Origin of the sequence: Burkholderia sp. MS389 (genome assembly GCF_016899425.1) — a bacterium.
GTDB classification, from domain to species: Bacteria; Pseudomonadota; Gammaproteobacteria; order Burkholderiales; family Burkholderiaceae; genus Burkholderia; species Burkholderia sola.
Map to the genome: position 1 here is coordinate 2,083,868 of NZ_CP045994.1, position 24,953 is coordinate 2,108,820.

Here is a 24,953-nt window from a genome sequence, read left to right on the forward strand (position 1 = left end):
TTCGCTTGGCTCGCATTGTCCTCAAGATCGACGTCGACACGCTGCGCGGCACGCGCGAAGGCGTGCCGAACCTTGCGCGCATCTTCGACCGCTTCAACGCGCGCGCGACCTTCCTCTTCAGCCTCGGGCCGGATCACACCGGCTGGGCGCTGCGGCGCGTGTTTCGCCCGGGCTTCCTGAAGAAGGTGTCGCGCACGTCGGTGGTCGAACACTACGGCGTGAAGCAGCTGATGTACGGCGTGCTGCTGCCCGGCCCCGACATCGGCCGTCGCGCGATCGCCGACATGCGCGCGATTCACGAGGCCGGCTTCGAATGCGGGATCCACACGTGGGATCACGTGGTCTGGCAGGACAACGTGCGTGCACGCGATCGCGACTGGACCGCCCGTGAAATGCAGAAGAGTCACGCGCGCTTCGTCGAGATCTTCGGCGCGCCGCCCGTCACGCACGGCGCGGCCGGCTGGCAGATGAACGACGCCGCGTTCGAGCAGATCGACGCATGGGGAATGCGCTACGCATCCGACGGTCGCGGCCATTCGCCGTACCTGCCCGTCGTCGGCGGCCGCACGCTGTCGCACGTGCAGATGCCGACCACGCTGCCGACGCTCGACGAAGTGCTCGGCGTCGACGGCATCGACACGCACAACGTCGCCGCGCACATCCTCAAGTTCACCGAAACCAATCCGCACGACCAGGTATTCACGCTGCATGCGGAGCTGGAAGGCCAGAAGCTCGCGCCGGTGTTCGAGCAACTGCTCGCCGGCTGGCGCGCGCAAGGCCATACGTTCGCGACGATGGGCGACTACCACGCGACGCTGGACCGCGACTCGCTACCATCGTACCCTGTCGCGTGGGGCGAAATCCCCGGCCGCTCCGGCGAACTGGTCGTCCAGCCCGACTGAATTCGCGCGAGCCGGCGTCGCCGCCCCGCCCTTGCGGCGCGCTGCCGCGACGCCCCGCCGAACCGCGCCGCCGCAGCGGCGCCATTCCATAACAACAGGAGAAGCACGTGTCCGTCGAAGTTGACCGTCAAGTTCCCGATTTCACCGCACCGGCCACGGGCGGCGACATTTCGCTGTCCGGCCTGAAGGGCAAGAAGCTCGTGCTGTACTTCTATCCGAAGGACAACACGCCGGGCTGCACGACCGAAGGGCTGCAATTCCGCGATCTCTATCCGAAGTTCAAGAAAGCCGGTGCGGAAGTCATCGGCGTGTCGCGCGACAGCCTCCGCTCGCACGACAATTTCAAGGCCAAGCTCGAACTGCCGTTCCCGCTGATCTCCGATGCCGACGAAGCGCTGTGCGCGTTGTTCGATGTCATCAAGATGAAGAAAATGTATGGCAAGGAAGTGCGCGGAATCGAGCGCTCGACGTTCCTGATCGACGCCGACGGCGTGCTCCGACAGGCATGGCGCGGCATCAAGGTACCGGGTCACGTGGACGACGTGCTAAAGGCTGTACAAGCGCTTTGAGGCGCGTTATATTGGGCCGCAATGAATGCCAGTTCGCCCCATATTTCTCGTAGCTGCGCCGGTGCCTGTTGCAATGCTTCACGGCACCTGACGCGCATCACGACGGCATCAGCCGAGCCGCATGTCCCTGTCGACGGGGCAGCGGCTTTTTTTATGGAACGCGCGCCGGCCCGCCCCGGTCCGGCCTTTACCGCATCGAGGAGCTGATCGACACTTAGGCGAACCGGCTAGACGAAATTCCTGTGCGCCACCGCGCGCAAACTGCATGCGTCTACGTCACGCAGGATGCGATCAGCGGCGCACGCCATGCGACACGATTCCTCCCGAGGGACACCATGCCTTTGCCTACTCCCCCCAGCAAGCTCGGCAGCCTGCTGCCGCCCGACGAATACAAGGCGAAAGCGCGGCCCGCGAAAGCCGCGAAGAAATCCGCCGAAGGGGACGCATCCACAGCCGGTGACTATGGTCCGGCCAGCGTGGCCCAACCGATGATCGAAGCCGCGAACACGGCCGCGCCGCTGCGCGCCGTCGCGTCTTCGGCGCCCGAGGCCGCAAGCGCCCCCGCGCGCGGCCGCAAGACGAGGCAGACGGCCGCGCTGCTGCAGCCGCTGCAGACGCCCGCCGAACCGGCGGCACCGGTCGTCGCACGCAACGACAAGCCGGCCGCCGACAAACCGGCCGCCGCGCCCGCGCGCGATGCCGGCGCCGCGACGAAGTCGCGCAGCCGCAAGCCCGCCGAAGCCGAACTGCAGAAGCTGTTCGTGCTCGACACCAACGTGCTGATGCACGACCCGAGCAGCCTCTTCCGCTTCGAGGAACACGACGTCTATCTGCCGATGATGACGCTCGAGGAACTCGACAACCACAAGAAGGGGATGTCCGAAGTCGCGCGTAACGCCCGCCAGGTCAGCCGTACGCTCGACGCGCTCGTCGCCGACGGCGGCCCGATCTCGGCCGGCATTCCGCTGTCGCGCCTCGGCAGCCGCGACGCGCTCGGCCGCCTGTACTTCCAGACGAAGCTCGCCGACATCGCGCCCATCGAAGGCCTGCCCGAAGGCAAGGCCGACAACCAGATCCTCGGCGTCGTGCGCGCGCTGCAGCGCGACCGGCCCGATCGCCAGGTCGTGCTGGTGTCGAAAGACATCAACATGCGGATCAAGGCGCACGCACTCGGCCTGCCCGCGGAAGACTACTTCAACGACCAGGTGCTCGAGGATTCGGATCTCCTGTACAACGGCGTGCGCGAGCTGCCGCAGGATTTCTGGACCAAGCATGCGAAGGGCATGGAGAGCTGGCAGGACACGAAGACGGGCACCACGTACTACCGCGTGACGGGCCCGCTCGTCGCGTCGATGCTCGTCAACGAGTTCGTCTATCTCGAGCCGCAGAACGGCGAGCCGACGTTTCATGCGATCGTCCGCGAGCTGAACGGCAAGACGGCGCTGCTGCAGACGCTGCGCGACTACAGCCACCACAAGAACAACGTGTGGGGCATCACCGCGCGCAATCGCGAGCAGAATTTCGCGCTGAACCTGCTGATGAACCCCGAGATCGATTTCGTCACGCTGCTCGGCCAGGCCGGCACCGGCAAGACGCTCGTCGCGCTCGCGGCCGGCCTCGCGCAGGTGCTCGACGACAAGCGCTACAACGAAATCATCGTGACGCGCGCGACCGTGCCCGTCGGCGAGGACATCGGTTTCCTGCCCGGCACCGAGGAAGAGAAGATGCAGCCGTGGATGGGCGCATTCGACGACAACCTCGAGGTGCTGCAGAAGACCGACGACGCGGCCGGCGAATGGGGCCGTGCGGCGACGCAGGAGCTGATCCGCTCGCGCCTGAAGGTGAAGAGCATGAACTTCATGCGCGGCCGCACGTTCGTCGACAAGTACCTGATCATCGACGAGGCGCAGAACCTGACGCCGAAGCAGATGAAGACGCTCGTCACGCGCGCGGGCCCCGGCACGAAGATCGTGTGCCTCGGCAACATCGCGCAGATCGACACGCCCTACCTGACCGAAGGCAGCTCGGGCCTGACCTACGTCGTCGACCGCTTCAAGGGCTGGGGCCACAGCGGCCACGTGACCCTCGCGCGCGGCGAGCGCTCACGGCTCGCCGACTACGCGTCGGACATTCTGTAACGCGCAGGCCGGCCTCTCGGCCGGGCTTTCGACGCCCACGCGGCGCTCCGTTTTTTGGGGCGCCGTTTTCATTTGGGGTCGAAGAGAAAAGTAACGCTTTGTCACGCAACAATGCAGTTTACGCGCGAAACTTCAAGTAAATTCTCAAGAATGGTTGCTTAAGCCCCGTCGGAGCGTCTACCATCGGGTCTGTCTGTTGTCATACGATTCGCGAGCGCGTCGCGCTCGCCCGCCTTGCCATGCTTCGAATCTGGGTTCCCGTCGCCGTCGTCTCCCTGCTTGCGGCCTGCTCCAGCGTGCCGCCGCAGTCGGCATCGCGTTCCGCGTCGGGCATGAAGATCACGACGCCGCGTGCGTTCCCGGCGCCCGCCAATTTCCCGAAATTCGTCGACCACAGCGTCGGTCAGGAAGAAATCTCGATCCAGGCGATGAGCCTCGTCGGCGTCCCGTATCGCTGGGGCGGCAACACGCCGACGAGCGGCTTCGACTGCAGCGGGCTCGTGCGCTACGTGATCGGCCGCGCGGCCGACGTGAACCTGCCGCGCACGACCGCCGACATGAGCGGTCGCGGCGTGTCGATCGAGCCCGACGAGATCGCGCCGGGCGACCTGATTTTCTTCAACACGACCGGACGGCCGCATTCGCACGTCGGCATCTATGTCGGCAAGCTGCGCTTCGTCAATGCGCCGTCGACGGGCGGCACCGTGCGGCTCGACTATCTGACGAACCCGTACTGGGCCAAGCGATTCGACGGCATTCGCCGCGTCGCGCCGCCGCGCTCGGCCCCGACGCCGTTCGATGCGCCGACCTACGAGGCCAAGCGCGACGAGCCGCGCAATCCGCCGGCTGTCGCGGTCGCGCCGGTGGTCGTGACGGCTGCCGCCGCGTCGCGGCAGCCCGCGACTGCGTCGTCGCAAGCGAGAGCGACGCAGGTGCCGGCTCCCGCTCCGACCGTTCCGAGCACGCCGGTCGTGACGGCTGCCGCAGTTGCACCGGCAGCCCAGGCCGCCGACCCGTACGAGCCGCCACCACCGCGGATGCAGGTGGCCCGGCAGCAGGCCACGTCGGTAAATGACGATGCGGCCGCGACGACGGCCAACGCCGCACCGGCCGCGCCGGCGGAAGTCGGCACGCAGATTCCGACGACCGCGCTGACGGCCGCCCAGGCCGCCGCGTTCGATGCCGAACCGCCGCCCGCCGCCGCGTCGGCGCCCCCACGCAATATCGAGCCCGCGCCCGTGCAGGTATGGCGTGCGTCGACGCAATCCGCGCCCGTCAGTCCGCGCACGAGTACGGCTGACGATCCGATCGCGCGATTCGCGAACGGCAGTTACTGACCGCTCGTTCTTGCCGAGCGGCGGTGACGTCGAAGGTATTGTCGGCCGCCCCACCCGCGCCGCAGCACGCTTTGGCCACCCCAAAAGAAATGCGCCGCAGCCTTTCGGCTTGCGGCGCATTTTTCATGTCGATCCGGGCGTGTCGGCGATCAGAAGATCTGATGCCCGAGCCACCACCCGCCGGCCGCAAACAGCGCGGCTGCCGGCAGCGTCAGCACCCACGCCCACACGATATTGCCGGCGACGCCCCAGCGCACGGCCGACAACTTCTGCGTGGCGCCGACACCGACGATCGCGCCGGTAATCGTGTGCGTGGTCGACACCGGAATGCCGAGGAACGACGCGACGAACAGCGTGATCGCGCCACCGCTTTCCGCGCAGAAGCCGCCGACCGGCTTGAGTTTCGTGATCTTCTGGCCCATCGTGCGCACGATGCGCCAGCCGCCGAACAGCGTGCCGAGACCCATCGACAGGTAGCACGCGCCGATCACCCACGCCGGCGGCGCATCGGCGGTCGCCGACGCGTAGCCGCTCGCGATCAGCAGCATCCAGATGATACCGATCGTCTTCTGCGCGTCGTTGCCGCCGTGGCCCAGGCTGTACAGGCCGGCCGACAGCAGCTGCAGCCGGCGGAAGCGCCGGTCGACCTTGCTGGGCGCGGTACGGAAATACAGCCACGACACGCCGAGCATGAACAGCGAACCGAGGATGAACCCGAGCAGCGGCGAAATGAAGATGAACGCGATCGTCTTCAGCAGACCGTCGACGTTCAGCGCACCCCAGCCGGACTTCGCGAGCGCCGCGCCGACGAGGCCGCCGATCAGCGCGTGCGACGAACTCGACGGAATCCCGTAATACCAGGTAATCACGTTCCAGCCGATCGCACCGACCAGCGCGCCGAACACGACGTAATGGTCGACGATCTCGGGATCGATCGTGCCTTTACCGACGGTCTGCGCGACTTTCAGGTGGAAGATGAAATACGCGATCACGTTGAACGCGGCCGCGAACACCACGGCCTGCTGGGGCTTCAGCACGCCGGTCGACACGACGGTGGCGATCGAGTTCGCCGCGTCGTGAAAGCCGTTCATGAAGTCGAATACGAGCGCGACGAGCACCAGCGTCGCGACCATCCATAGGGCGAGTTGTATCGAATGCATCGTGGTCCGCTCAGGCGTTTTCCAGCACGATGCCTTCGATGATGTTCGCGACGTCCTCGCACTTGTCGGTGATCTCTTCGAGCAGCTCGTAGATCGCCTTCAGCTTGATGAGCGTCTTCACGTCGTCTTCCTCGCGGAACAGCTTCGACATCGCCGCGCGCAGCACGCGGTCGGCCTCCGACTCCCAGCGGTCGATTTCCTCGCATTGCTTGAGGATCTGTGCAGACTGCTTCATGTCGGACAGCAAGCCGACGGCCTGCTGCACGTGTTGCGCCGACTGCGTGACGATGTGCGCGAGCTGGCTCGCCTCGGACGTGACGGACTGCACGTCGTACAGCGACACGGCCGTCGCGACGTCCTCCATCAGGTCGAGGATGTCGTCCATCGTCGTGATCAGCTTGTGGATCTCGTCGCGATCGAGCGGCGTGATGAAGGTCTTGTGCAGCAGATCGATCGCCTCGTGCGTGAGCTTGTCGGCGGCCTTCTCGGCGATTTGCACGTTTTGCTTGTGAATCTCGGCGTCGGCGAGATTGTCGATCAGCAGTTCGAGTTCGCGGCCACCGGAAACGATGTGCTTCGCGTGCGCGTTGAAGAGTTCAAAGAACTTGCCCTCGGTGGGCATGAATCGACCGAACATGGGATTCCTGAGAGATTGTCAAACTACTGTCACGAAAACGGGCGACATTGTACCGGTTTCGGTCCCGACGCGACGTGCGCATATGCGCACGCCGGGATTGGATACAACAATTGGCGAAATAGGTGTTTACAACCGGCTTTACTCGCCGTAGAAGGTCTGCGCCCCGGCAAAATTGTCGAACTTCGTGTATTGCCCCAGGAACGTGAGCCGAACAGGCCCGATCGGGCCGTTACGCTGCTTGCCAATGATGATTTCGGCCGTCCCCTTGTCGGGGCTGTCCGGATTGTAGACCTCATCGCGATAAATGAACAGGATCACGTCCGCGTCCTGTTCGATTGCGCCCGATTCGCGCAAATCCGACATCACCGGACGCTTGTTCGGGCGCTGTTCGAGGCCGCGGTTCAGCTGCGACAGCGCGATCACCGGCACGTCGAGCTCCTTCGCGAGACTCTTCAGCGAACGCGAAATTTCCGAAATTTCGGTCGCGCGGTTCTCGCCCTGCGACGAACCCGACATCAGCTGCAGGTAGTCGACGATGATCAGGCCGAGCTTGCCGCACTGACGTGCGAGGCGCCGCGCGCGCGAGCGCAGCTCCATCGGGTTCAAGCCGCCCGTCTCGTCGATGAAGAGCTGCGCCTCGCTCATCTTCTGCACCGCGTGCGTCAGCTTCGGCCAGTCCTCGTCCGTCAGGCGGCCGGTACGCATCCGGTGCTGGTCGAGCCGGCCGATCGAGCCGAGCATACGCATCACGAGCTGGGTCCCCGGCATTTCCATCGAGAACACCGCGACCGGCAACCCGTACTCGACCGCGACGTATTCGCCGATGTTCATGGAAAAGGCCGTTTTGCCCATTGACGGTCTTCCGGCCACGATGATCAATTCGCCGCCATGCATCCCCGACGTCATCCGGTCGAGGTCGACGAAGCCGGTCGGCGTGCCGGTGACGTCGCTCGGGTTCGCGGTGTGGTACAGCGTGTCGATGCGCTCGACCACCTGCGTGAGCAGCGGGCCGATCTCGAGGAAGCCCTGGTTGCCGCGCGCGCCCTCTTCGGCGATCGAGAACACCTTCGATTCGGCCTCGTCGAGCAGCTGGCGGACTTCCTTGCCCTGCGGATTGAATGCGTCGGCCGAGATCTCGTCGGCGACCGACACGAGCCGGCGCAGCACCGCGCGGTCGCGCACGATTTCCGCATAGCGGCGGATGTTCGCCGCGCTCGGCGTGTTCTGCGCGAGGGCGTTCAGGTACGCGAGGCCGCCGACGTCGTCGGCCTTGCCGGACGTGGTCAGCGCTTCGTACACGGTCACGACGTCGGCCGGGCGCGTCGACGCGATCAGGCGGCCGATGTGCTCGTAGATGATCCGGTGGTCGTAGCGGTAGAAGTCGCCCTGCGACAGGAAGTCGGCAATCCGGTCCCATGCCGCGTTGTCGAGCAACAGGCCGCCGAGCACCGACTGCTCGGCTTCCACCGAATGCGGCGGGACTTTCAGCGATTCGATTTGGGGATCTTGCGGCGCGTTCATGGGTTGGGATTATCGCGAATAGATGGCGGCAGCGCTACCACCGCTTGCCGGCGAGCAGGCAATAAAAAAGGCAGGCCCCGGTTACCCGGGCGCCTGCCCTTGTCCGGACGGCGGAAGCCGCCCGGCAAGCTTGCGTCTACGCTTACGCGTGGTCGCCGATCACGTTGATCGTGACGTCGACGACGACGTCCGTATGCAGCGCGACTTGCACGTTGTGCTCGCCGATCATCTTCAGCGGGCCTTCCGGCATGCGAACTTGCAGCTTCTCGACTTCGTAGCCGGCCTTCTTCAGCAGTTCCGCGACGTCGCCGTTCGTGACCGAGCCGAACAGACGGCCGTCGACGCCCGACTTCTGCGTGATTTCGAACGACTGGCCGTTCAGCTTCTCGCCGACTGCCTGCGATGCCGCCAGCTTTTCAGCGGCGATCTTTTCGAGTTCAGCGCGGCGCACTTCGAATTCGGCGATCGCTTCCTTCGTTGCACGGCGAGCCTTGCGGTTCGGGATCAGGAAGTTGCGAGCGTAACCGTCCTTGACCTTGACGATGTCGCCGAGGTTGCCCAGATTGGCGACTTTTTCCAACAGAATGATTTGCATTCGAATTCTCCTTATTGCGTCGCCTGATTACGCCTTGTGCTGATCGGTGTACGGCAGCAGCGCGAGGAAACGCGCACGCTTGATTGCCGTATCCAGCTGACGCTGATAGTGGGCCTTCGTACCCGTCAGGCGAGCCGGCGTGATCTTGCCGTTTTCGCCGATGAAGTCCTTCAGCGTTTCCGTGTCCTTGTAGTCGATCTGCTCGACGCCGGCAGCCGTGAAACGGCAGAACTTCTTGCGCTTGAAGAGCGGGTTTTGTTGCTGACGACGCTTGTCGAATTTCTTACCAGTCGGGCGGGCCATGATTTCAGTCCTTTCCTGTGTCCTGCAATGCAGTGATGTGAAACACCAAGGTTCTCGCGTTGCGGCTTTTCTTGGCCAGGAAGCCCGTGAACAGCGTTTCGACGCCCATTTCACGACTTTCCAGCTTGCCGCTCGCCTCACCGGCCGCCACCGCCTCGATCGTCATTTCGACCTGACGGGGAATGCCTGCTTCGACGACTTCCGTGCGGTGATGCAACGTGGCGCTTGCGATCGGAACACCGGCCGGCGTATATCGCACCGGTGCGCGTTCGACGACGCTCGCCGTCAATTGCAACCTGTTCACGTGAGTGGCGCGCTCCTTGATGGCTTAATAAGTGACGAACTTAAGCCTGCGCTTCGGCCGGCTGAGCGGCAGCCGCCTTCTTGGCTTCTTCGCGCTGAACTTCCTTCATCATCGGCGACGGGCCGGTTTCGGCCTTCTTCATCTTGACGATGAGGTGACGCAGCACGGCGTCGTTGAACTTGAACGCGTGTTCGAGTTCGTCGAGCGTCGTCTGGTCGCACTCGATGTTCATGCAGACGTAGTGAGCCTTCGCGAGTTTCTCGATCATGTAGGCCAGCTGGCGACGGCCCCAGTCTTCGACACGGTGGATCTGGCCGCCGTGCGACGTGATCGTGGACTTGTAGCGCTCGATCATCGCGGGCACTTGCTCGCTTTGATCCGGGTGCACGATGAATACGATTTCGTAATGACGCATACACACTCCTTGTGGATTAAAGCCACCCGGGCGTCTGAACCGGTGTGGCAAGTGAGAAGCCGAAGATTCTAACCCGGTTACGGGGCGCATGCAAGGCCAATCGACGATTCGCCGACTGATTCGGCCGTGTTTTCAAAGACTTGAACGGGTATGCGGGCTCGCGAGCGCCCTTCGCCCTTTCGCGGCCGGGGTCGGAACAAGAGTGCACCTCCCCATAACGGCATGGTCATTCGCCGTGCGCGCCGGCCAGCCGCGCGTCGAGCGCCGTCCGGAACGCCGCGAGCGCCGACGGCTCGGCGTCGGTCACCGCCCACCACGTCATGCCGGCCGCGTTCCAGCGGTCCAGCGCATAGCCCTGCGACACGGTCGCGTACGGGGCCGCCGGCCGTTCGCCGGCCGGCTGCACGTAGACGTCGACCACGTGCTGCCGGTGGCGGTAGACGAGCACTGCGACGCGACGCCGCCCGACGTAGTCGAGCCGGCCGCCGACCAGCGCGAAACCGTCCGTGGCGAGATTCTCGACCGGCGGCGCATAGTCGAGCCGGCCGTTGAACCACGGCTTGACCGTGTGCTGGTCGGTCGAGATCACGTCGATGTCGCGCGCCGACAGGTCGGCCCGCACGTGGCTCGCGACCAGTTCGTCGACCGTGCGGTCGGTGTCCGCGTGGCGGGCGGACCACGCCACGCCGCCCGCCGCCGCGACCGCCATCAGCAGCGCGACGCCCCAGCCGAGGCCCGGCCACGCGGCCACGCGCGACCCGGCGCCCGTGCCGGCCGACCCGGCCCGCCCGGTCAGCCAGGCGAACCAGTCGCGTCCGCGCGGCCGCCGGGGCGGCGCTGACTGCCGTTCAGGCCGGGGCGCGGCCCGCGACGGCTCATGGGCCGGCGCGTCGGCCGCGGCCGGCAGGCTCGCGAGGATACTCGCCCGCAGCGCGTCCGGCGCACGGTGATAATCGGCCTGCCGCACCGCCTGCACCAGCGTGACGATCCGTGCGCGTTCGCGGCGGCATGCGTCGCACCCTTCGACATGCTGCTGGACCCGCAACGCATCGGGCGCCGACAGCTCGCGGTCGACGTCCGCGTCCAGCAACGCTCGCGCTTCGTTACAGTCCATCGATCGCCTCCGATGCGGTTCCGCCAGCCGGCGCACGGCCCGGCCGGCCTTCGGTCGCCGGCGCCTGTGCCTCGCCCAGCAGCGCGGCAAGCTTGCGCCGGCCGCGCGCGAGCCGCGACATCACCGTGCCGACCGGCACGTCCGCGATCGCCGCGATCTCGCGATAGCTCAGGTCCTCCATCTCGCGCAGCACGAGCACCTCGCGGTATTCCGGCGGCAGCTTCGCGAGCGCCGCGTTCACGAGCCGCACGTTCTCGCCGCGCAGCAGCTGCGCGAGCGGGTCCTCCGTCGCCGGCTGCCAGTCGTCGGGCACGTCGGCATCGTCCAGCGTGTCGGGCAGCGCGACCTCGTGCGCCTGCGTGCGCCGCCGCCACTCGGTGTACCAGGTGTGGCGCACGATCGTCAGCAGCCACGGCCGCGCGTTGTCGCCGCGACACGAGTCGACGAAGCGCAGCGCGCGCATGCACGCGTCCTGCACGACGTCGTCCGCATCGCCGGCGCTGCCGCTCAGCCAGCGCGCGAGGTTGTACGCGGCGTCGAGATGCGGCAGCACGAGCGCGCGAAACCGCTCGCCGCGCGCGAGCGCATCGTCCACCGCCCGCTCATCGACCGCCTGTCCGGCTTGCCCCACATGGCCTCCCTGGTCCCGGCGGCCGACGCCGCGCCCGTTCCGCGCACGGCGCCCGGACAGACCGGCAACGTGCGCGCTCGATGACCTTACCGCTGCTGCGTCGAGTTTATTCCCGCGCCGCGCGCATGAAGCGTAAAAAATCGCCGGACGGCCGGGCAGCCCGCCCCGTTACGGCGTGGTGCTCCAGTAACCGGGGCGCGCATACGCTTCGCGCAGGTAGTCGATGAAATAGCGCACGCGCGCCGGCACGTAGCGCTGCTGCGGGTAGACCGCGAGGATGTCGTAGTCGGGCAGCGCGTACTCGTCGAGCACGGTCTCGAGTTCGCCCGTTTCGAGCTGCGCGGCGATTTCCCACGTCGAGCGCCAGCCGAGCCCGAGCCCTTCGGCCACCCAGCGATGCAGCAGCTCGCCGTCGTTGCAGTCGAGATTGCCGGTCACGCGCATCGTCGCGATCTTGCCGTGGCGCTGGAAATACCAGCCGCGGTTCTGCCCGCCCTGCAGGTTGAAGGCCAGGCAGTTGTGCTTCAGCAGGTCATCGAGCGATTTCGGCCGGCCGTGCTGGCGGAAATACCCGGGCGTGCCGCACACCACGCGCCGGTTCGACGCGAGCTTCACCGCGACGAAGTTCGGATCGACCGCGCCGCCGATCCGGATCGACAGGTCATAGCCCTCGCGCACGAGATCGACGACGCGGTCGGTCAGGTTGAACGACAGCTGCATTTCCGGCTTGTCGGCGAGAAAACCGGGCGCGTGCGGCGCGACGTGCTTGCGGCCGAACGCGGCCGGCGCCGACACGATCAGGTGCCCGCTGACCGCGCGCCGCCCGGCGGCCAGCTCGTTCTCGGCCTGATCCCATTCGGACAGCAGCCCGCGGCAGCGCTCGAGGAACGCGGCGCCCTCCTCGCTGACCACCAGCCGCCGCGTCGAGCGGTACATCAGCTTCACGCCGAGGCGCTTCTCCAGCGCGTCGATCCGCCGCCCGAGCACCACCGGCGACACGCCCTCCTCGAGCGCGGCCGCCGCGAGGCTGCCGGCATCGGCCACCCGCACGAACGTCTCGATCTGCTTGAAACGATCCATCTGCTGTCTCCGTCCCGGCTCCGACACCGGCGGGAAGCCCCGTCCGGCCGTCATTCCATACTTTTAGTTTCGAAATAAGCGACTTCGGCTGATCTTATCAAACCTTTCGTGCATCCCTAAAGTGTCCTCAACAGACCGATTCGCAAGATCCCACTATCCAAGGAGACATTCATGGCCAAGATGAGAGCCGTCGACGCAGCCGTACTCGTGCTCGAGAAGGAAGGCATCCAGACCGCGTTCGGCGTGCCGGGCGCCGCGATCAACCCGTTCTACTCGGCCATGCGCAAGTCGGGCGGCATCAGCCACGTGCTGGCGCGCCACGTCGAAGGCGCATCGCACATGGCCGAAGGCTTCACGCGGGCGGCGCCGGGCAACATCGGCGTGTGCATCGGCACGTCGGGCCCCGCCGGCACCGACATGATCACCGGCCTCTACTCCGCATCGGCCGACTCGATTCCGATCCTCGCGATCACCGGCCAGGCGCCGCGCGCGCGTCTCTACAAGGAAGATTTCCAGGCCGTTGACATCGAATCGATCGCGAAGCCGGTCACGAAGTGGGCGGTCACCGTGCGCGAACCGGCGCTCGTGCCGCGCGTGTTCCAGCAGGCATTCCACCTGATGCGCTCGGGCCGTCCGGGCCCGGTGCTGGTCGACCTGCCGATCGACGTGCAGCTCGCCGAAATCGAATTCGACATCGACACGTACGAACCGCTGCCGGTCTACAAGCCCGCGGCCACCCGCGCGCAGATCGAGAAGGCGCTCGCGATGCTCAACGACGCGGACAAGCCGCTGATCGTGTCGGGTGGCGGCGTGCTGAACGCGGCGGCCGAAGACCTGCTCGTGCAGTTCGCGGAAACAATCGGCGTGCCGGTGATCCCGACGCTGATGTCGTGGGGCGCGATTGCCGACGACCACCCGCTGATGGCCGGCATGGTCGGCCTGCAGACGTCGCACCGCTACGGCAACGCGACGCTGCTCGCGTCCGACTTCGTGCTCGGCATCGGCAACCGCTGGGCGAACCGCCACACGGGCAGCGTCGAGGTCTACACGAAGGGCCGCAAGTTCGTGCACGTCGACATCGAGCCGACGCAGATCGGCCGCGTGTTCGGCCCGGATCTCGGCATCGTGTCCGACGCGAAGGCCGCCCTCGAGCTGTTCGTCGCGGTCGCGCAGGAATGGAAGGCCGCCGGCAAGCTGAAGGATCGCAGCGCGTGGGTCGCCGACTGCCAGGCACGCAAGCGCACGCTGCAGCGCAAGACGCACTTCGACAACGTGCCGGTCAAGCCGCAGCGCGTGTACGAAGAGATGAACAAGGTGTTCGGCCGCGATACCTGCTACGTCAGCACGATCGGCCTGTCGCAGATCGCCGCCGCGCAGTTCCTGCACGTGTTCAAGGCGCGCAACTGGATCAACTGCGGCCAGGCCGGCCCGCTCGGCTGGACGATCCCCGCCGCGCTCGGCGTGCGTGCGGCCGACCCGAGCCGCCCGATCGTCGCGCTCTCCGGCGACTACGACTTCCAGTTCATGATCGAGGAGCTCGCCGCCGGTGCGCAATTCAAGCTGCCGTACGTGCACGTCGTCGTGAACAACTCGTACCTCGGGCTGATCCGCCAGGCGCAGCGCGCGTTCGACATGGACTACTGCGTGCAGCTCGCGTTCGACAACGTGAACGCGCCGGAACTGAACGGGTATGGCGTCGACCACGTGGCCGTCGCGGAAGGCCTCGGCTGCAAGGCGCTGCGCGTGTTCAAGCCGGAAGAGATCGAGCCGGCGCTGCGCCAGGCGCAAACGCTCGCGGAAGAGTTCAGCGTGCCGGTGGTCGTCGAGGTGATCCTCGAACGCGTGACGAACATCTCGATGGGCACCGAAATCGACGCGATCAACGAATTCGAGGATCTCGCCGATAAGGCCGAGCACGCGCCGACCGCGATCTCGATGCTCGACTGAACCGCACGACATTTTTGACCGACCGAAGAGGCTTAGCTCATGCCGAAGTTTGCTGCAAACCTGACCATGCTGTTCAACGAAGTGCCGTTCCTCGACCGTTTCAAGGCGGCCGCGGATGCGGGTTTCGACGCCGTCGAGTTCCTGTTCCCGTACCCGTACGCGAAAGAAGAACTCGCCGAGCAGCTCGAGTCGCACCGCCTGCGCCTCGTGCTGCACAACCTGCCCGCCGGCAACTGGGATCAGGGCGAGCGCGGCATCGCGTGCCTGCCCGATCGCGTCGGCGAGTTCCAGGAAGGGGTCGGCCGTGCGATCGGCTACGCGAAGGCCCTGAAGGTGCCGCAGCTGAACTGCCTGGTCGGCATTCCGTCGGCGAGCACCGCGCGCGACAAGACTTTCGTGACGATCGTCGACAACCTGCGCTTCGCGGCCGATGCGCTCAAGCGCGAAGGCATCCGCCTGCTCGTCGAGCCGTGCAACCGCTTCGACATCCCGGGCTTCGCGCTGAACTGCTCGTCGGAAGGGCTCGACGTGATCCGCGCGGTCGGCTCGGACAACCTGTTCCTGCAGTACGACATCTATCACATGCAGCGCATGGAAGGCGAACTGGCCGCGACGATCGAACGCAACCTCGCATCGATCGGCCACGTCCAGCTCGCGGACAACCCGGGCCGCAATGAGCCGGGCACCGGCGAGATCAACTATGCGTTCCTGTTCGCGCTGCTCGACCGGCTCGGCTATGCCGGCTACGTCGGCTGCGAATACAAGCCCCGCACCACCACGACGGAAGGCCTCGGCTGGCTGCAAAGCGTGGCCGGCTGCGCACCGGCCTCGGCGCGTCGCGCCGCCTGAGTCGCCCCCTTCCCGTTTTCAGCCCCAGAGGAGACTTTCACATGGCAATCATCGGTTTCATCGGCCTCGGCATCATGGGCGCGCACATGGCGCGCAACCTGCTCAAGGGCGATCACCAGCTCGTCGTGAACGGCGCGTTCCCGATTCCGGACGATCTGCGCGGCAGCGCGAAGGTCGTCGCGAACTCGACCGAAGTCGCGCAGCACGCGGACATCATCATCGCGATGGTGCCGGACACGCCCGACGTGCGTAACGTGCTGTTCGCCGACGACGGCGTCGCGAAGGGCCTGACGGCCGGCAAGCTCGTGATCGATATGAGCTCGATCTCGCCGCTCGACACGCAGGCATTCGCGAAGCAGATCAATGCGCTCGGCTGCGACTACCTCGACGCGCCGGTGTCCGGCGGCGAAGTCGGCGCACGCGAAGCGACGCTGACGATCATGGTCGGCGGGCCGGAAAAGGCGTTCGAGCGCGCGAAGCCGCTGTTCGAGAAGATGGGCAAGAACATCACGCTCGTCGGCGACAACGGCGCGGGTCAGACCTGCAAGGTCGCGAACCAGATCATCGTCGCGCTGAACATCGAAGCGGTCGGCGAAGCGCTGCTGTTCGCCGCCCGCTCGGGCGCCGATCCGGAGCGCGTGCGCCAGGCGTTGATGGGCGGCTTCGCCGCGTCGCGCATCCTCGAAGTGCACGGCGCGCGGATGACCAAGCGCACGTTCGATCCGGGCTTCCGCATCGAGCTGCACCAGAAGGACCTGAACCTCGCGCTCGACGGCGCACGCAAGCTCGGCCTCGCGCTGCCGCACACCGCGAGCGCGCAGCAGCTGTTCAGCGTATGCGCGTCGCACGGCGGCAAGGCGTGGGATCACTCGGCGCTCGTGCGCGCGCTGGAGATCATGTCGAACTTCGAGATCGGCCAGACGCCGGCCGCGTAACGCGGATGCAGCAACGCGCGTTTCGCTGCAATGGTGAAACGCGTGTCACGAACAGACGCGATCCGGTTACGGCCGGTCGCATCGATGCGCGACGCACGCGCGCATCACGGTGGGGCGCCCCGCCCTGCATCGCCAACGGCATGCGGGACGGGGCGAAAAACGCCGCTCTGGGCTGAGAGCGGCGTGGTGGGGTCCGCAGCGGCACCCGGCGGCGCCGGGGAAGCCTTGGTCGGTCAGACGTCGTCGTCGGGTGTCCGCCTGTCGGATTTCGCGTATTACATTTCTTTACGTTCGAGCGTGCGATTTTTCATGCATTCGTCGCGATGAACGCCTACACTTTCGCCACGCCTTTCGAGAAAACCGCCGCGCCTGCGCGCCCCTTCCGGGCCCGCACCCAGCGCGGTGTTTTTTTCGCCACTTCACGGCGCGTTTTCTTTTCAACCACCTAAGGAGTGCAACGATGGGTCTTCTTTCGTTTATCAAGGAGGCGGGTGAAAAACTGCTGGGTCACGCCGATGCACAGGCAGCGGAAGATCCGAATGCCGCGAACCAGACCGCGGCCGATGCGATCAAGAATTACATCAACTCGCAAGGTCTCGACACGTCGAACCTGACCGTCGCGTTCGACGGCGCCTCGCGCACCGTCACGCTGTCGGGCAGCGTCGCCGATCTCGACACGAAGGCGAAGGTCAAGGTCGCGGCCGGCAACGTGCAGGGTGTCGCGGGCGTCAACGACGACGATCTGCAGCCGGACGATCCGGAAGTGCGGTACCACGACGTGAAGCCGGGCGACACGCTGTCGGCGATCGCCAAGGAAGTGTACGGCGACGCGAACAAATATCCGGCGATCTTCGAGGCGAACAAGCCGATGCTGTCAAGCCCGGACCGGATCTACCCGGGCCAGAAGCTCGTGATTCCGCCGCAGTCCTGAGCATTCGCGCAGCACTGACGTAAAAATGGCAGGCTATTCATTGGCCTGCCATTTTTTTATGCTTTCTACGCGCCGCCCGAGCGGCGGCCATCGGTCACAGCGTGTCGAATACGCGTTGCAATGCGTCGCGATCGCGAATGCCGTTCGCGAGTGCGAGCATCAGCAGCACACGCGCCTTGAACGGGTGCAGCGAGCCCGCGCTCACGAAACCGAGCGCATCGTCGCTCGCGGCGCCGTTGCGCATCACGTGCCCCGAACCGACGCGCGACGCACGGACCACGGCCACGCCCGCGTTCACCGCATCGGCGAGCGCCGTCTGCAGCGTCGCATGGATCGACCCGTTGCCGGTGCCCGCGACGACGAGGCCGCGCACGCCGGCCGCGACGAGCGCGTCGACGGCCGTGCGCGTCACGCCCGCATAGCTCGCGACGACTTCGACCGGCGGCCAGGTCGCGGCGATCGCCAGTTGCGCGTCGCGCGTGCGCGTGACGCGGCGGGCGAATTCGACGCGGCCGTCCTGCACCCAGCCGAGCGCACCGAGCTCCGGTGACTGGAACGCGTCGACCGCGTACGTGCTCGTCTTCACGACGTCGCGCGCGCCATGGATCCGGTTGTTGAACGCGACCAGCACGCCCTGCCCGCGCGCGGCCGGATGGGCGGCCACGGTCACCGCGTTCAACAGGTTCAGCGGGCCGTCGGACGACAGCGCGGTGGCCGGCCGCATCGCGGCCGTCAGCACGACCGGCTTGTCGCCCCGGACGACCAGATGCAGCGCGTACGCGGTTTCCTCGAGCGTATCGGTGCCGTGGGTGATCACGATGCCGTCGATGGCCGGATCGGCCATCAGCGCGTCGATCCGCGCGGCGAGCGTATTCCATAGCGGCAGCGCGAGATCCTTGCTGTCGATGCTGGCGACCTGCTCCGCGTCGATGCGTGCGACCGACGCGAGCGCCGGCACGGCGTCGACGAGGAAATTGACGCCGAGCGCGCCGGCCTGATAGCCAGCCGTGCTGGCCGCGTCGGGCGCGGCGCCGGCGATGGTGCCGCCGGTGGCGAGTACGGCGATGCGCGGCAGCGCCGCCGCGGACGAAGAGGATGCGGTGTTCGGTGTATTCATGGCCGCGATTGTAATGGCTCGCGCCCGGCATCCGGTAGGTCCGGCGCGAACGCGCGCTGCGCGCGCCCCGTGTCATGGTTTGTCCCGATCGCCGGCGCGTGCGCGCCGTCAACGGCCATGCCGCCCCCCGCGTTATAGAAAGGCCGTTTTGGTGTTTTCACATTGATTTGCCATAATCGGAGCGCGCGGCGCGATGCGACCCTGTTCACGTCGCGCCGGGCTTCGTGACGGCGTCGATATAAAACGCAATTCACCCCATGGGAGTGTCGAAATGAAAATCCAATCGCTCGTAGCCGCAGTGCTTCTCGGCGGCATGCTGGCTTCCCCCGCATTCGCGGCGAACAGCCAGCAGGACAAGATGAAGGCCTGTAACACGCAGGCAGCCGGCAAGACGGGCGATGAACGCAAGGCGTTCATGAAGGACTGCCTGTCGGCGAAGCCCGCGAAGGCGATGACGCAGCAGGAAAAGATGAAGGCGTGCAACACGCAGGCCACCGGCAAGAAGGGTGACGATCGCAAGGCGTTCATGAAGAGTTGCCTGAGCAACCAGCCGGCCGCCTGAGTTCCGGCGCTCCCGTCTCGAATGCCGCGCCCCGCTTCGGCGGGCGCGGCATTTTTATATTCGTTGCACGCGCATCGACGCACGCATTCCCGTTCTTTCCGCCCTGTTTTTCCGGCCTGCCGCCGCGGTGCCGTCACATGGTGCGGCAATTCGCCGCGTTTTCTTCTATGATGGCTGCAACGCGGCCCACCCAAGACCAAGAAGCGCCATCGGGCCGCCCTCGAGACGGACGCGCACGCGCGTCAAACGGAGGCTTGGATGGCATGGAGACAACACCGCTGGTTCCGCCGCTGGCTGATCGTGATCGTGTTCTGGGCGGTGCCCGTCGCGATCATCGCCGTGCGCGAGATCCGCGAGGAAATGTCGTACAACAAGGCGGACCTGCAGCTCGCGCTGACCACCTGGCAGCTCACCGACGCGCAGCAGGCCGCCGGCGCCGCCGCGAAGTGCCACGGGGATCCTGACGAGGCGCGCGCGGCCGGCTGCCCGGCCGACGTGCTCGCCGCCAACGCACCGCGCCAGCAGGCGGCCCGCGACGAATACGTGGTGCGCCGCAATACGCTCGCCGGCTATCTGTGGCATGCGTTCGTCGGCTACTGGGTCGTCCCGGCCGCGTTCCTCTTCGCCTGCGGCGTCGTGATCGCGCTGATCCGCCGCGCGCTGCGCCGCCCGCCGATCAAGCCGCCCGTTCCGCCCGTCACGCACTGACACCGACGCACATCGACGCACACCGCAAGCGCCGCCGCTCTCCGCTCGCCCCTCGCGTTCGCCGCACGCCGGCCACGCGCGGGCCACGCGTCGCGCGTCGGCGTCGTTTCGTCCGTTGGCGCGCCGCGACATCCCCGCGCGATTTGACGCTTTTTCACACGGCAACGAAAAAAGGCCGTAATCCGCTGTGATATAACTGCCGACGTGATCCGCTCCTTGAGCGAGACTCACTCCGAACGTCATCCGATGGAGAACAACGATGCAAAAACGGACTCTTGTGCTCAAAGCCGCCGCCGCGCTCATCGTCGGTAGCCTCGCGCTCACCGGTTGCACCACCACCCCGGACAAGCCGGACAACGCCGCGACCAACGCGTCGAAGCGTCAGTCGATCGACGCGAGCGTCGACGCCACGCTGTCGCGCATGTACTCCACCGTCAAGGGTTCGCGCGAGCTCGTCGCGAAATCGCGCGGCGTGCTGGTCTTCCCCGAAGTGCTGCAGGCCGGCTTCATCGTCGGCGCCCAGTCCGGCAACGGCGCGCTGCGCGTGGGCGGCAGCACCGTCGGCTACTACAACACGTCGTCGCTGTCGGTCGGCCTGCAGGCGGGCGCGCAGTCGAAGGCGGTCGTGTTCCTGTTCATGACGCAGCAGGCACTCGACGAATTCCGCAACTCGGACGGCTGGGCAGCCGGCGCCGGCGCATCGGTCGCACTCGTGAAGATGGGCGCGAACGGTGCGGTCGACTCCAACACGGCCACGGCGCCGATCCAGGTCGTCGTGCTGACCAACGCGGGCCTGATGGGCGACGTGTCGATCAACGGCACGAAGGTCACGAAGCTCAAGATCTGACGTCGACGCACTGCCCGCGCGCATGGCGCGCGGGGCATGCGCAAACGGCGATGTCCTTGCGGGCATCGCCGTTTTTTTATCCGCCCGCGACGCGCGCCAGGTCGGACAGGTTGCTCAGGCCGATCAGGTCGTCGAATCGATCACCTTGAAGCGCGAGCGCTTCTGCGCGCGGATCACCGACTGGTACACGTCGACGTACTGCTGCGCCATCCGGCGCGACGTGAAGCGCTCCTCGAAGCGCTGCCGCACGCGCGCACGCGGCAGCAGATGCAGCCGGTTCACGGCGGCCACCGCGCTGATTTCATCCTCGACGATGAAACCCGATACGCCCTCGTCCACCACTTCGGGCACCGCGCCGCGGTTGAACGCGATCACCGGCGTGCCGCACGACATCGCCTCGATCATCACCAGGCCGAACGGCTCAGGCCAGTCGATCGGAAACAGCAGCGCATGCGCGCCCGACAGGAATTCGGCCTTCTCGTGATCGGCGATCTCGCCGATGTATTCGACATGCGGCAACGCGAAGAGCGGCTTGATCTCGCGGTCGAAGTATTCCTGGTCGGCCGCGTCGATCTTCGCGGCGATCCGGATCGGCAGCCCGCACTGGCGGGCAATGCGGATCGCAGTGTCGACGCGTTTTTCCGGCGAGATGCGGCCGAGGAACGCGAGATAGCGCGGCTCGACCGGCTGCGGCATGTACAGCGTATCGGGCAGCCCGTGATAGACGGTCGTCAGCCATTTCGCCTGCGGCAACGGCTGGCGCTGCGAATTGGAAATCGAGATCACCGGCGCCGTGTTGAACGTGTCGAACACCGGTTGCTGCTCGGGCAGGTCGAGCCGGCCGTGCAGCGTCGTCACGTAAGGCGTTTCCTGCCGGTTGAAGACCGAGAACGAGTAGTAGTCCATGTGGAAATGGAGCACGTCGAAATCCTTCGCGCGGCGCGCGACCGTCTCCATCAGCAGCATGTGCGGCGCGACGCGGTCGCGGATCGACGAATCAAGCCGCAGCGCGCGCGGCCACACGGGCTCGAGTTTCGCCCGCGTCGTCGAATCGCCGCTCGCGAACAGCGTCACGTCATGGCCGAGCTCGACGAGCGCCTCGGTGATGTAGGACACGACGCGCTCCGTGCCGCCGTACAGCTTTGGCGGCACGGATTCGGTCAGCGGGGCGATCTGGGCAATTCTCATGGTCCACGTCTCCTGTGTCGTGTCCGTTGCGGCACGGCCGGCCGGGCCGCGCTCGCGCGCGCCGTCCGTCTCCCTGCCGCGCCGGCCGGCGTGGGGCCAGCCGGATATCTCATTATTATTCGCGATCCCGACGAGCGGAACCGCAGGTCTTGCATTTTTTGGGGGTTGTTACAGACCGGATACATTCGACCGAGCGGGCCCGGCCGCCTCGCGTCGGGCCCCGGTCGGGCCGATCCCGCGCCACCGGGCGCCGATCGCCACCCCGAGCACGCGATCGGGCTCTCAACGCGACGGCCACTTCCACGCCGGCAGGTCGCGCGAATCGGCATCGACGAGCGCGGTCGCGCCGAGCTGCTTGTCGAGCACCAGCGATTCGCAGCCGGCCTCGCGCTCGAGTGTCGCGATGAGCCGCGCCGCGTGCGACACGACCAGCACCTGCGAGTGCCGGGCCGCCTGCGCGATCAGGCGGCCGAGCGCGGGCAGCAGATCGGGATGCAGGCTCGTCTCCGGCTCGTTCAGCACCATCAACGCAGGCGGCCGCGGCGTCAGCAGCGCGGCCGCGAGCAGCAGGTAGCGCAGCGTGCCGTCGGACAGCTCGGCCGCCGCCAGCGGCCGCAGCAGCCCCGGCTGGCGCATCAGCACGTCGAAGCGGCCGCGGCCGCCCGGATTGTCGATCTCGACCGACGCGCCGGGAAACGCGTCGTCGATCGCCGCGTCGAGCGCCGCCGCGTCGCCGATTTCGCGAATCGTCTGCAGCGCGGCGGCCAGGTCGGCCCCGTCGTCCGCGAGCACCGGCGTATGGGTGCCGACGTGCGACTGGCGCGCTGGCGCCTGCGCATCGGTCCGGAAATGGTCGTAGAAGCGCCACGAGCGGATCCGTTCGCGCATCGCGATCATCTCGGGCGCGCCGGTCGGATCGGCGAACTCGGTCATCATGCTGTCGAAGCTCGCGACCGGCTGCGGAATCGTCCGCCAGTCGCCCGATGCGGTGCGCGCACGGATCTGCGCGCCCTGCCGGTCGACCAGCAGCGTGGACGGGCGCGGCACCGCGCCGCCCCAGATGCATTCGCGCTTGACCACCGGATCGAGCGCGAACTGCGAGCGGCTCGGCAGCGGCAGGCCGAGATCGATCGAATAGCCGAAATCGTCGCACGCGAAGCCGAGCTTCAGGCTCACCGGGCCATTGCGCACGGTGCCCGTCACCGGCACGTCGCCCGCCAGCATCGCGCGCGAAAAGCGCTCGGGGCCGGCCCACAGCGTCGACGGCAAGCCGCCTTCGCGCGCGAGCGACGGGATCACGCGACCCTGTGCGGTATCGGCGAGCAGCCGCAGCGCGCGGTACACGCTCGACTTGCCGCTGCCGTTCGGTCCCGTGACGACGTTGAGCGCCGCGAGCGGCACGATCAGCTCGCGCAGCGAGCGGTAATTGGCGATGGCGAACGTCTTCAGCGCGGTCATGGGAATGGGGGCGGAAATGGCAGGCCGGGCCGCGTTCAGCGGCCGTCGACAGCCTGCGGATCGGCTGCGGTGTTGGCCGCGGTACTGGCGGCAGGCGAGCGCGCATGCGGCCGTTCGGGATTCGGCGCGGCCGGCGCCGATTCGTGCGGATACAGCTCCATCCGGCTGCGCGGCAGGCATTGCGGATAGCGGTTCTGCAGATAGGCGATCAGCCCTTCGCGCACGCGGCAGCGCAGATCCCAGCACGACGACGAATCGGCCGCGCTGACGAGCGCGCGCAACTGCATCGTGCGCTCCGTCGCGTCGGTCACCTGCAGCACCTGCACGCGGCCGTCCCACTCGGGCGCGGCATGGACGAGCCGCGCGAGTTCCTCGCGCAGCGGCGCGAGCGGCGTGCGGTAGTCGACCGACAGATACACGGTGCCGATGATTTCCGCGCTGCTGCGCGTCCAGTTCGTGAACGGGTTCTCGATGATCCACTGCAGCGGCACGACGAGGCGCCGCTGGTCCCACAGCCGCACCGACACGAACGAGCCGGTGATTTCCTCGATGCGCCCCCACTCGCCCTGGATCACGACCACGTCGTCGAGCCGGATCGGCTGCGTGAGCGCGATCTGCAACCCGGCGATCAGGTTGCCGAGCACCGGCCGCGCGGCGATACCGGCGACCAGCCCGGCCACACCGGCCGATGCCAGCAGGCTCGCGCCGACCTGCCGTACGTTGGGGAACGTCATCAGCGCGGCGCCGGTGCCGATGATCACGATCAGCACCATCACGGTCCGCACGAGCACCTTGGCCTGCGTATGGACGCGCCGCGCCTGGAGGTTGTCGGCCGTATCGATCGGATGGGCCTGGATGATCGCGTCGCCGACGCCGGCCGCGAGCCGCACGAGCAGCCACGTGAGCGACACGATCGAGCCGACCGCGGCCGCGGTGCGCATGCCGCGCACGAACGATATGCCGTCGTCCGCCTGGACCCACAGGAATTCGAGCGCCAGCAGCGCCAGCACGACGAGCGACGGCTTGTCGATGTAGCGCAGAATCGCGCTCATCAGCGGATACGGCTGCGCGATGCGCTTGACGATGCGTGCGCCGAGGCGGTGCACGACCGTGACGACCAGTATGACGATGGCCGACACGAACAACGTGCCGAGCCACGAATGCAACGGCGCATCGGCGATGCGCTGCAGTTCCTCGATTGAAATCATCGGCGCCCTCGAGTGATGAAGCGCGCAGGCTTCGTCCTGGATGCGTCGGCGACGTCCGGGCCACGTGCGCGCCCGGACACGGCGTCAGATCAGTTGCCGCTCCTGCAGGGAAACGCCTTGCCGAGACCGAGCGACACCGCGGTGCTCGCGTTGTAGTCGGCCAGCTTCGGATTTTCCGCGATGTACTTGCGTACCGCGTCCGTCATCTGTTGCGCCCGGATGTCGGGCGGCAGGCAGAAGTACTGGCCGACGCGCGGCCCCGTGGTGCCGCCGATCGCATCGATCGTGTTGTAGACGCCGTCGGCGGCGCCTTCGATATAGGCCGCGCACGACGCCCGCGACTTGACGTCCGTCTTCGCGCACAGCCGGTCGAGATCCGCGCCCGTGAAAGCCGCCGCCGACAACGGCACGGCAAACGCCGCGGCACAAAACATTGCGCGCAACATGGTGTTCCTTCTTATGTCAATGCGGCCGGAGACCGCCTGCTGCCTTGGCCG

26 protein-coding genes and 1 pseudogene are annotated in these 24,953 nt (G+C 66.8%); 11 read left to right on the top strand and 16 right to left on the bottom strand.

From position 1 onward, the window contains the following. Positions 1-5: 5 nt before the first annotated feature. Both GJG85_RS09580 and GJG85_RS09585 read left to right on the top strand, forming a co-directional pair. Positions 6-902 (top strand): polysaccharide deacetylase family protein, encoded by an 897-nt coding sequence (locus GJG85_RS09580; protein ID WP_050013236.1) that lies wholly within the window; start codon positions 6-8, stop codon positions 900-902. 107 nt (positions 903-1,009) lie between these two features. After that, positions 1,010-1,471, top strand: coding sequence for a peroxiredoxin (locus GJG85_RS09585; RefSeq protein ID WP_050013237.1), 462 nt, complete (start codon positions 1,010-1,012; stop codon positions 1,469-1,471). A 213-nt stretch (positions 1,472-1,684) separates the two neighbouring features. Here the strand turns inward: GJG85_RS09585 and GJG85_RS34965 are convergent. Then, a pseudogene (locus GJG85_RS34965) lies at positions 1,685-1,911 on the bottom strand (hypothetical protein); the annotation flags it as partial. Between GJG85_RS34965 and GJG85_RS09590 the strand changes: the two are divergent. Both GJG85_RS09590 and GJG85_RS09595 read left to right on the top strand, forming a co-directional pair. Beyond that, the gene (locus GJG85_RS09590) at positions 1,807-3,609 is read left to right on the top strand and encodes a PhoH family protein (protein WP_050013238.1); all 1,803 of its coding nucleotides are present in this window, start codon (positions 1,807-1,809) and stop codon (positions 3,607-3,609) included. The pseudogene GJG85_RS34965 and the gene GJG85_RS09590 overlap by 105 nt on opposite strands. 239 nt (positions 3,610-3,848) lie before the next feature. Further along, positions 3,849-4,946 carry a C40 family peptidase gene (locus GJG85_RS09595; protein WP_050013239.1) on the top strand — a complete coding sequence of 366 codons (1,098 nt, stop codon included), beginning with the start codon at positions 3,849-3,851 and terminating at the stop codon, positions 4,944-4,946. 149 nt (positions 4,947-5,095) lie between these two features. Here the strand turns inward: GJG85_RS09595 and GJG85_RS09600 are convergent, their stop codons facing one another. The 10 genes from GJG85_RS09600 to GJG85_RS09645 form a co-directional block, all read right to left on the bottom strand. Continuing rightward, the gene (locus GJG85_RS09600) at positions 5,096-6,106 is read right to left on the bottom strand and encodes an inorganic phosphate transporter (protein ID WP_050013240.1); all 1,011 of its coding nucleotides are present in this window, start codon (positions 6,104-6,106) and stop codon (positions 5,096-5,098) included. Positions 6,107-6,116: 10 nt separating this feature from the next. Then, positions 6,117-6,743, bottom strand: coding sequence for a DUF47 domain-containing protein (locus GJG85_RS09605; protein ID WP_006478627.1), 627 nt, complete (start codon positions 6,741-6,743; stop codon positions 6,117-6,119). A 138-nt stretch (positions 6,744-6,881) separates the two neighbouring features. After that, positions 6,882-8,264 carry a replicative DNA helicase gene (locus GJG85_RS09610; protein WP_006486249.1) on the bottom strand — a complete coding sequence of 461 codons (1,383 nt, stop codon included), beginning with the start codon at positions 8,262-8,264 and terminating at the stop codon, positions 6,882-6,884. Between the two features lie 142 nt (positions 8,265-8,406). Further along, positions 8,407-8,859, bottom strand: coding sequence for a 50S ribosomal protein L9 (gene rplI, locus GJG85_RS09615; RefSeq protein WP_006486256.1), 453 nt, complete (start codon positions 8,857-8,859; stop codon positions 8,407-8,409). A gap of 27 nt (positions 8,860-8,886) precedes the next feature. Next, positions 8,887-9,162 carry a 30S ribosomal protein S18 gene (gene rpsR / locus GJG85_RS09620; RefSeq protein ID WP_004193360.1) on the bottom strand — a complete coding sequence of 92 codons (276 nt, stop codon included), beginning with the start codon at positions 9,160-9,162 and terminating at the stop codon, positions 8,887-8,889. A gap of 4 nt (positions 9,163-9,166) precedes the next feature. Continuing rightward, positions 9,167-9,466 carry a primosomal replication protein N gene (priB, locus tag GJG85_RS09625; protein ID WP_011549649.1) on the bottom strand — a complete coding sequence of 100 codons (300 nt, stop codon included), beginning with the start codon at positions 9,464-9,466 and terminating at the stop codon, positions 9,167-9,169. A 40-nt stretch (positions 9,467-9,506) separates the two neighbouring features. Beyond that, positions 9,507-9,881 carry a 30S ribosomal protein S6 gene (rpsF, locus tag GJG85_RS09630; RefSeq protein WP_006486255.1) on the bottom strand — a complete coding sequence of 125 codons (375 nt, stop codon included), beginning with the start codon at positions 9,879-9,881 and terminating at the stop codon, positions 9,507-9,509. A 226-nt stretch (positions 9,882-10,107) separates the two neighbouring features. Then, positions 10,108-10,995, bottom strand: coding sequence for a zf-HC2 domain-containing protein (locus GJG85_RS09635; protein ID WP_050013241.1), 888 nt, complete (start codon positions 10,993-10,995; stop codon positions 10,108-10,110). After that, complete coding sequence (locus GJG85_RS09640) at positions 10,985-11,626, bottom strand: RNA polymerase sigma factor (protein WP_050013242.1); 642 nt, start codon at positions 11,624-11,626, stop codon at positions 10,985-10,987. Before GJG85_RS09640 ends, GJG85_RS09635 begins: the two co-directional genes overlap by 11 nt. A 168-nt stretch (positions 11,627-11,794) precedes the next feature. Beyond that, complete coding sequence (locus tag GJG85_RS09645; protein ID WP_050013243.1) at positions 11,795-12,706, bottom strand: LysR family transcriptional regulator; 912 nt, start codon at positions 12,704-12,706, stop codon at positions 11,795-11,797. A gap of 171 nt (positions 12,707-12,877) precedes the next feature. Between GJG85_RS09645 and gcl the strand changes: the two genes are divergently transcribed. From gcl to lysM, 4 genes are all read left to right on the top strand, one after another. Beyond that, the gene (gcl, locus tag GJG85_RS09650; RefSeq protein WP_050013244.1) at positions 12,878-14,653 is read left to right on the top strand and encodes a glyoxylate carboligase; all 1,776 of its coding nucleotides are present in this window, start codon (positions 12,878-12,880) and stop codon (positions 14,651-14,653) included. A gap of 39 nt (positions 14,654-14,692) precedes the next feature. Beyond that, positions 14,693-15,502, top strand: a complete 810-nt coding sequence (gene hyi / locus GJG85_RS09655) for a hydroxypyruvate isomerase (RefSeq protein ID WP_089488506.1) — start codon at positions 14,693-14,695, stop codon at positions 15,500-15,502. A gap of 41 nt (positions 15,503-15,543) precedes the next feature. Beyond that, complete coding sequence (locus tag GJG85_RS09660; RefSeq protein WP_050013246.1) at positions 15,544-16,437, top strand: 2-hydroxy-3-oxopropionate reductase; 894 nt, start codon at positions 15,544-15,546, stop codon at positions 16,435-16,437. Between the two features lie 460 nt (positions 16,438-16,897). Next, positions 16,898-17,368 carry a peptidoglycan-binding protein LysM gene (gene lysM, locus GJG85_RS09665; RefSeq protein WP_050013247.1) on the top strand — a complete coding sequence of 157 codons (471 nt, stop codon included), beginning with the start codon at positions 16,898-16,900 and terminating at the stop codon, positions 17,366-17,368. Between the two features lie 94 nt (positions 17,369-17,462). On the opposite strand, the gene GJG85_RS09670 is transcribed toward lysM, so the two are convergent. Next, positions 17,463-18,485, bottom strand: coding sequence for an asparaginase (locus tag GJG85_RS09670; RefSeq protein ID WP_124554584.1), 1,023 nt, complete (start codon positions 18,483-18,485; stop codon positions 17,463-17,465). Positions 18,486-18,756: 271 nt separating this feature from the next. Between GJG85_RS09670 and GJG85_RS09675 the strand changes: the two genes are divergently transcribed. The 3 genes from GJG85_RS09675 to GJG85_RS09685 all read left to right on the top strand — a co-directional run bounded on the left by GJG85_RS09675 (position 18,757) and on the right by GJG85_RS09685 (position 20,602). Continuing rightward, positions 18,757-19,047 (top strand): PsiF family protein, encoded by a 291-nt coding sequence (locus GJG85_RS09675; RefSeq protein ID WP_011549641.1) that lies wholly within the window; start codon positions 18,757-18,759, stop codon positions 19,045-19,047. Between the two features lie 258 nt (positions 19,048-19,305). After that, positions 19,306-19,755, top strand: coding sequence for a hypothetical protein (locus GJG85_RS09680; protein WP_204383281.1), 450 nt, complete (start codon positions 19,306-19,308; stop codon positions 19,753-19,755). Positions 19,756-20,014: 259 nt separating this feature from the next. Then, positions 20,015-20,602 carry a YSC84-related protein gene (locus tag GJG85_RS09685; RefSeq protein WP_050013250.1) on the top strand — a complete coding sequence of 196 codons (588 nt, stop codon included), beginning with the start codon at positions 20,015-20,017 and terminating at the stop codon, positions 20,600-20,602. 123 nt (positions 20,603-20,725) lie between these two features. On the opposite strand, the gene GJG85_RS09690 is transcribed toward GJG85_RS09685, so the two are convergent. From GJG85_RS09690 to GJG85_RS09705, 4 genes are all read right to left on the bottom strand, one after another. Next, entirely contained in the window at positions 20,726-21,790 is a 1,065-nt protein-coding gene (locus GJG85_RS09690; RefSeq protein WP_050013251.1) for a glycosyltransferase family 4 protein, read from the bottom strand. Between the two features lie 282 nt (positions 21,791-22,072). Continuing rightward, a complete protein-coding gene (locus tag GJG85_RS09695; protein WP_050013252.1) occupies positions 22,073-23,248 on the bottom strand; it encodes an AAA family ATPase in 1,176 nt (391 codons plus the stop codon). 35 nt (positions 23,249-23,283) lie between these two features. Continuing rightward, positions 23,284-24,456 (bottom strand): mechanosensitive ion channel domain-containing protein, encoded by a 1,173-nt coding sequence (locus GJG85_RS09700; RefSeq protein WP_050013253.1) that lies wholly within the window; start codon positions 24,454-24,456, stop codon positions 23,284-23,286. A gap of 89 nt (positions 24,457-24,545) precedes the next feature. Then, on the bottom strand, positions 24,546-24,902 hold the full coding sequence (locus GJG85_RS09705) for a Rap1a/Tai family immunity protein (protein WP_006485939.1): 357 nt from the start codon (positions 24,900-24,902) through the stop codon (positions 24,546-24,548). Positions 24,903-24,953 lie beyond the last annotated feature (51 nt).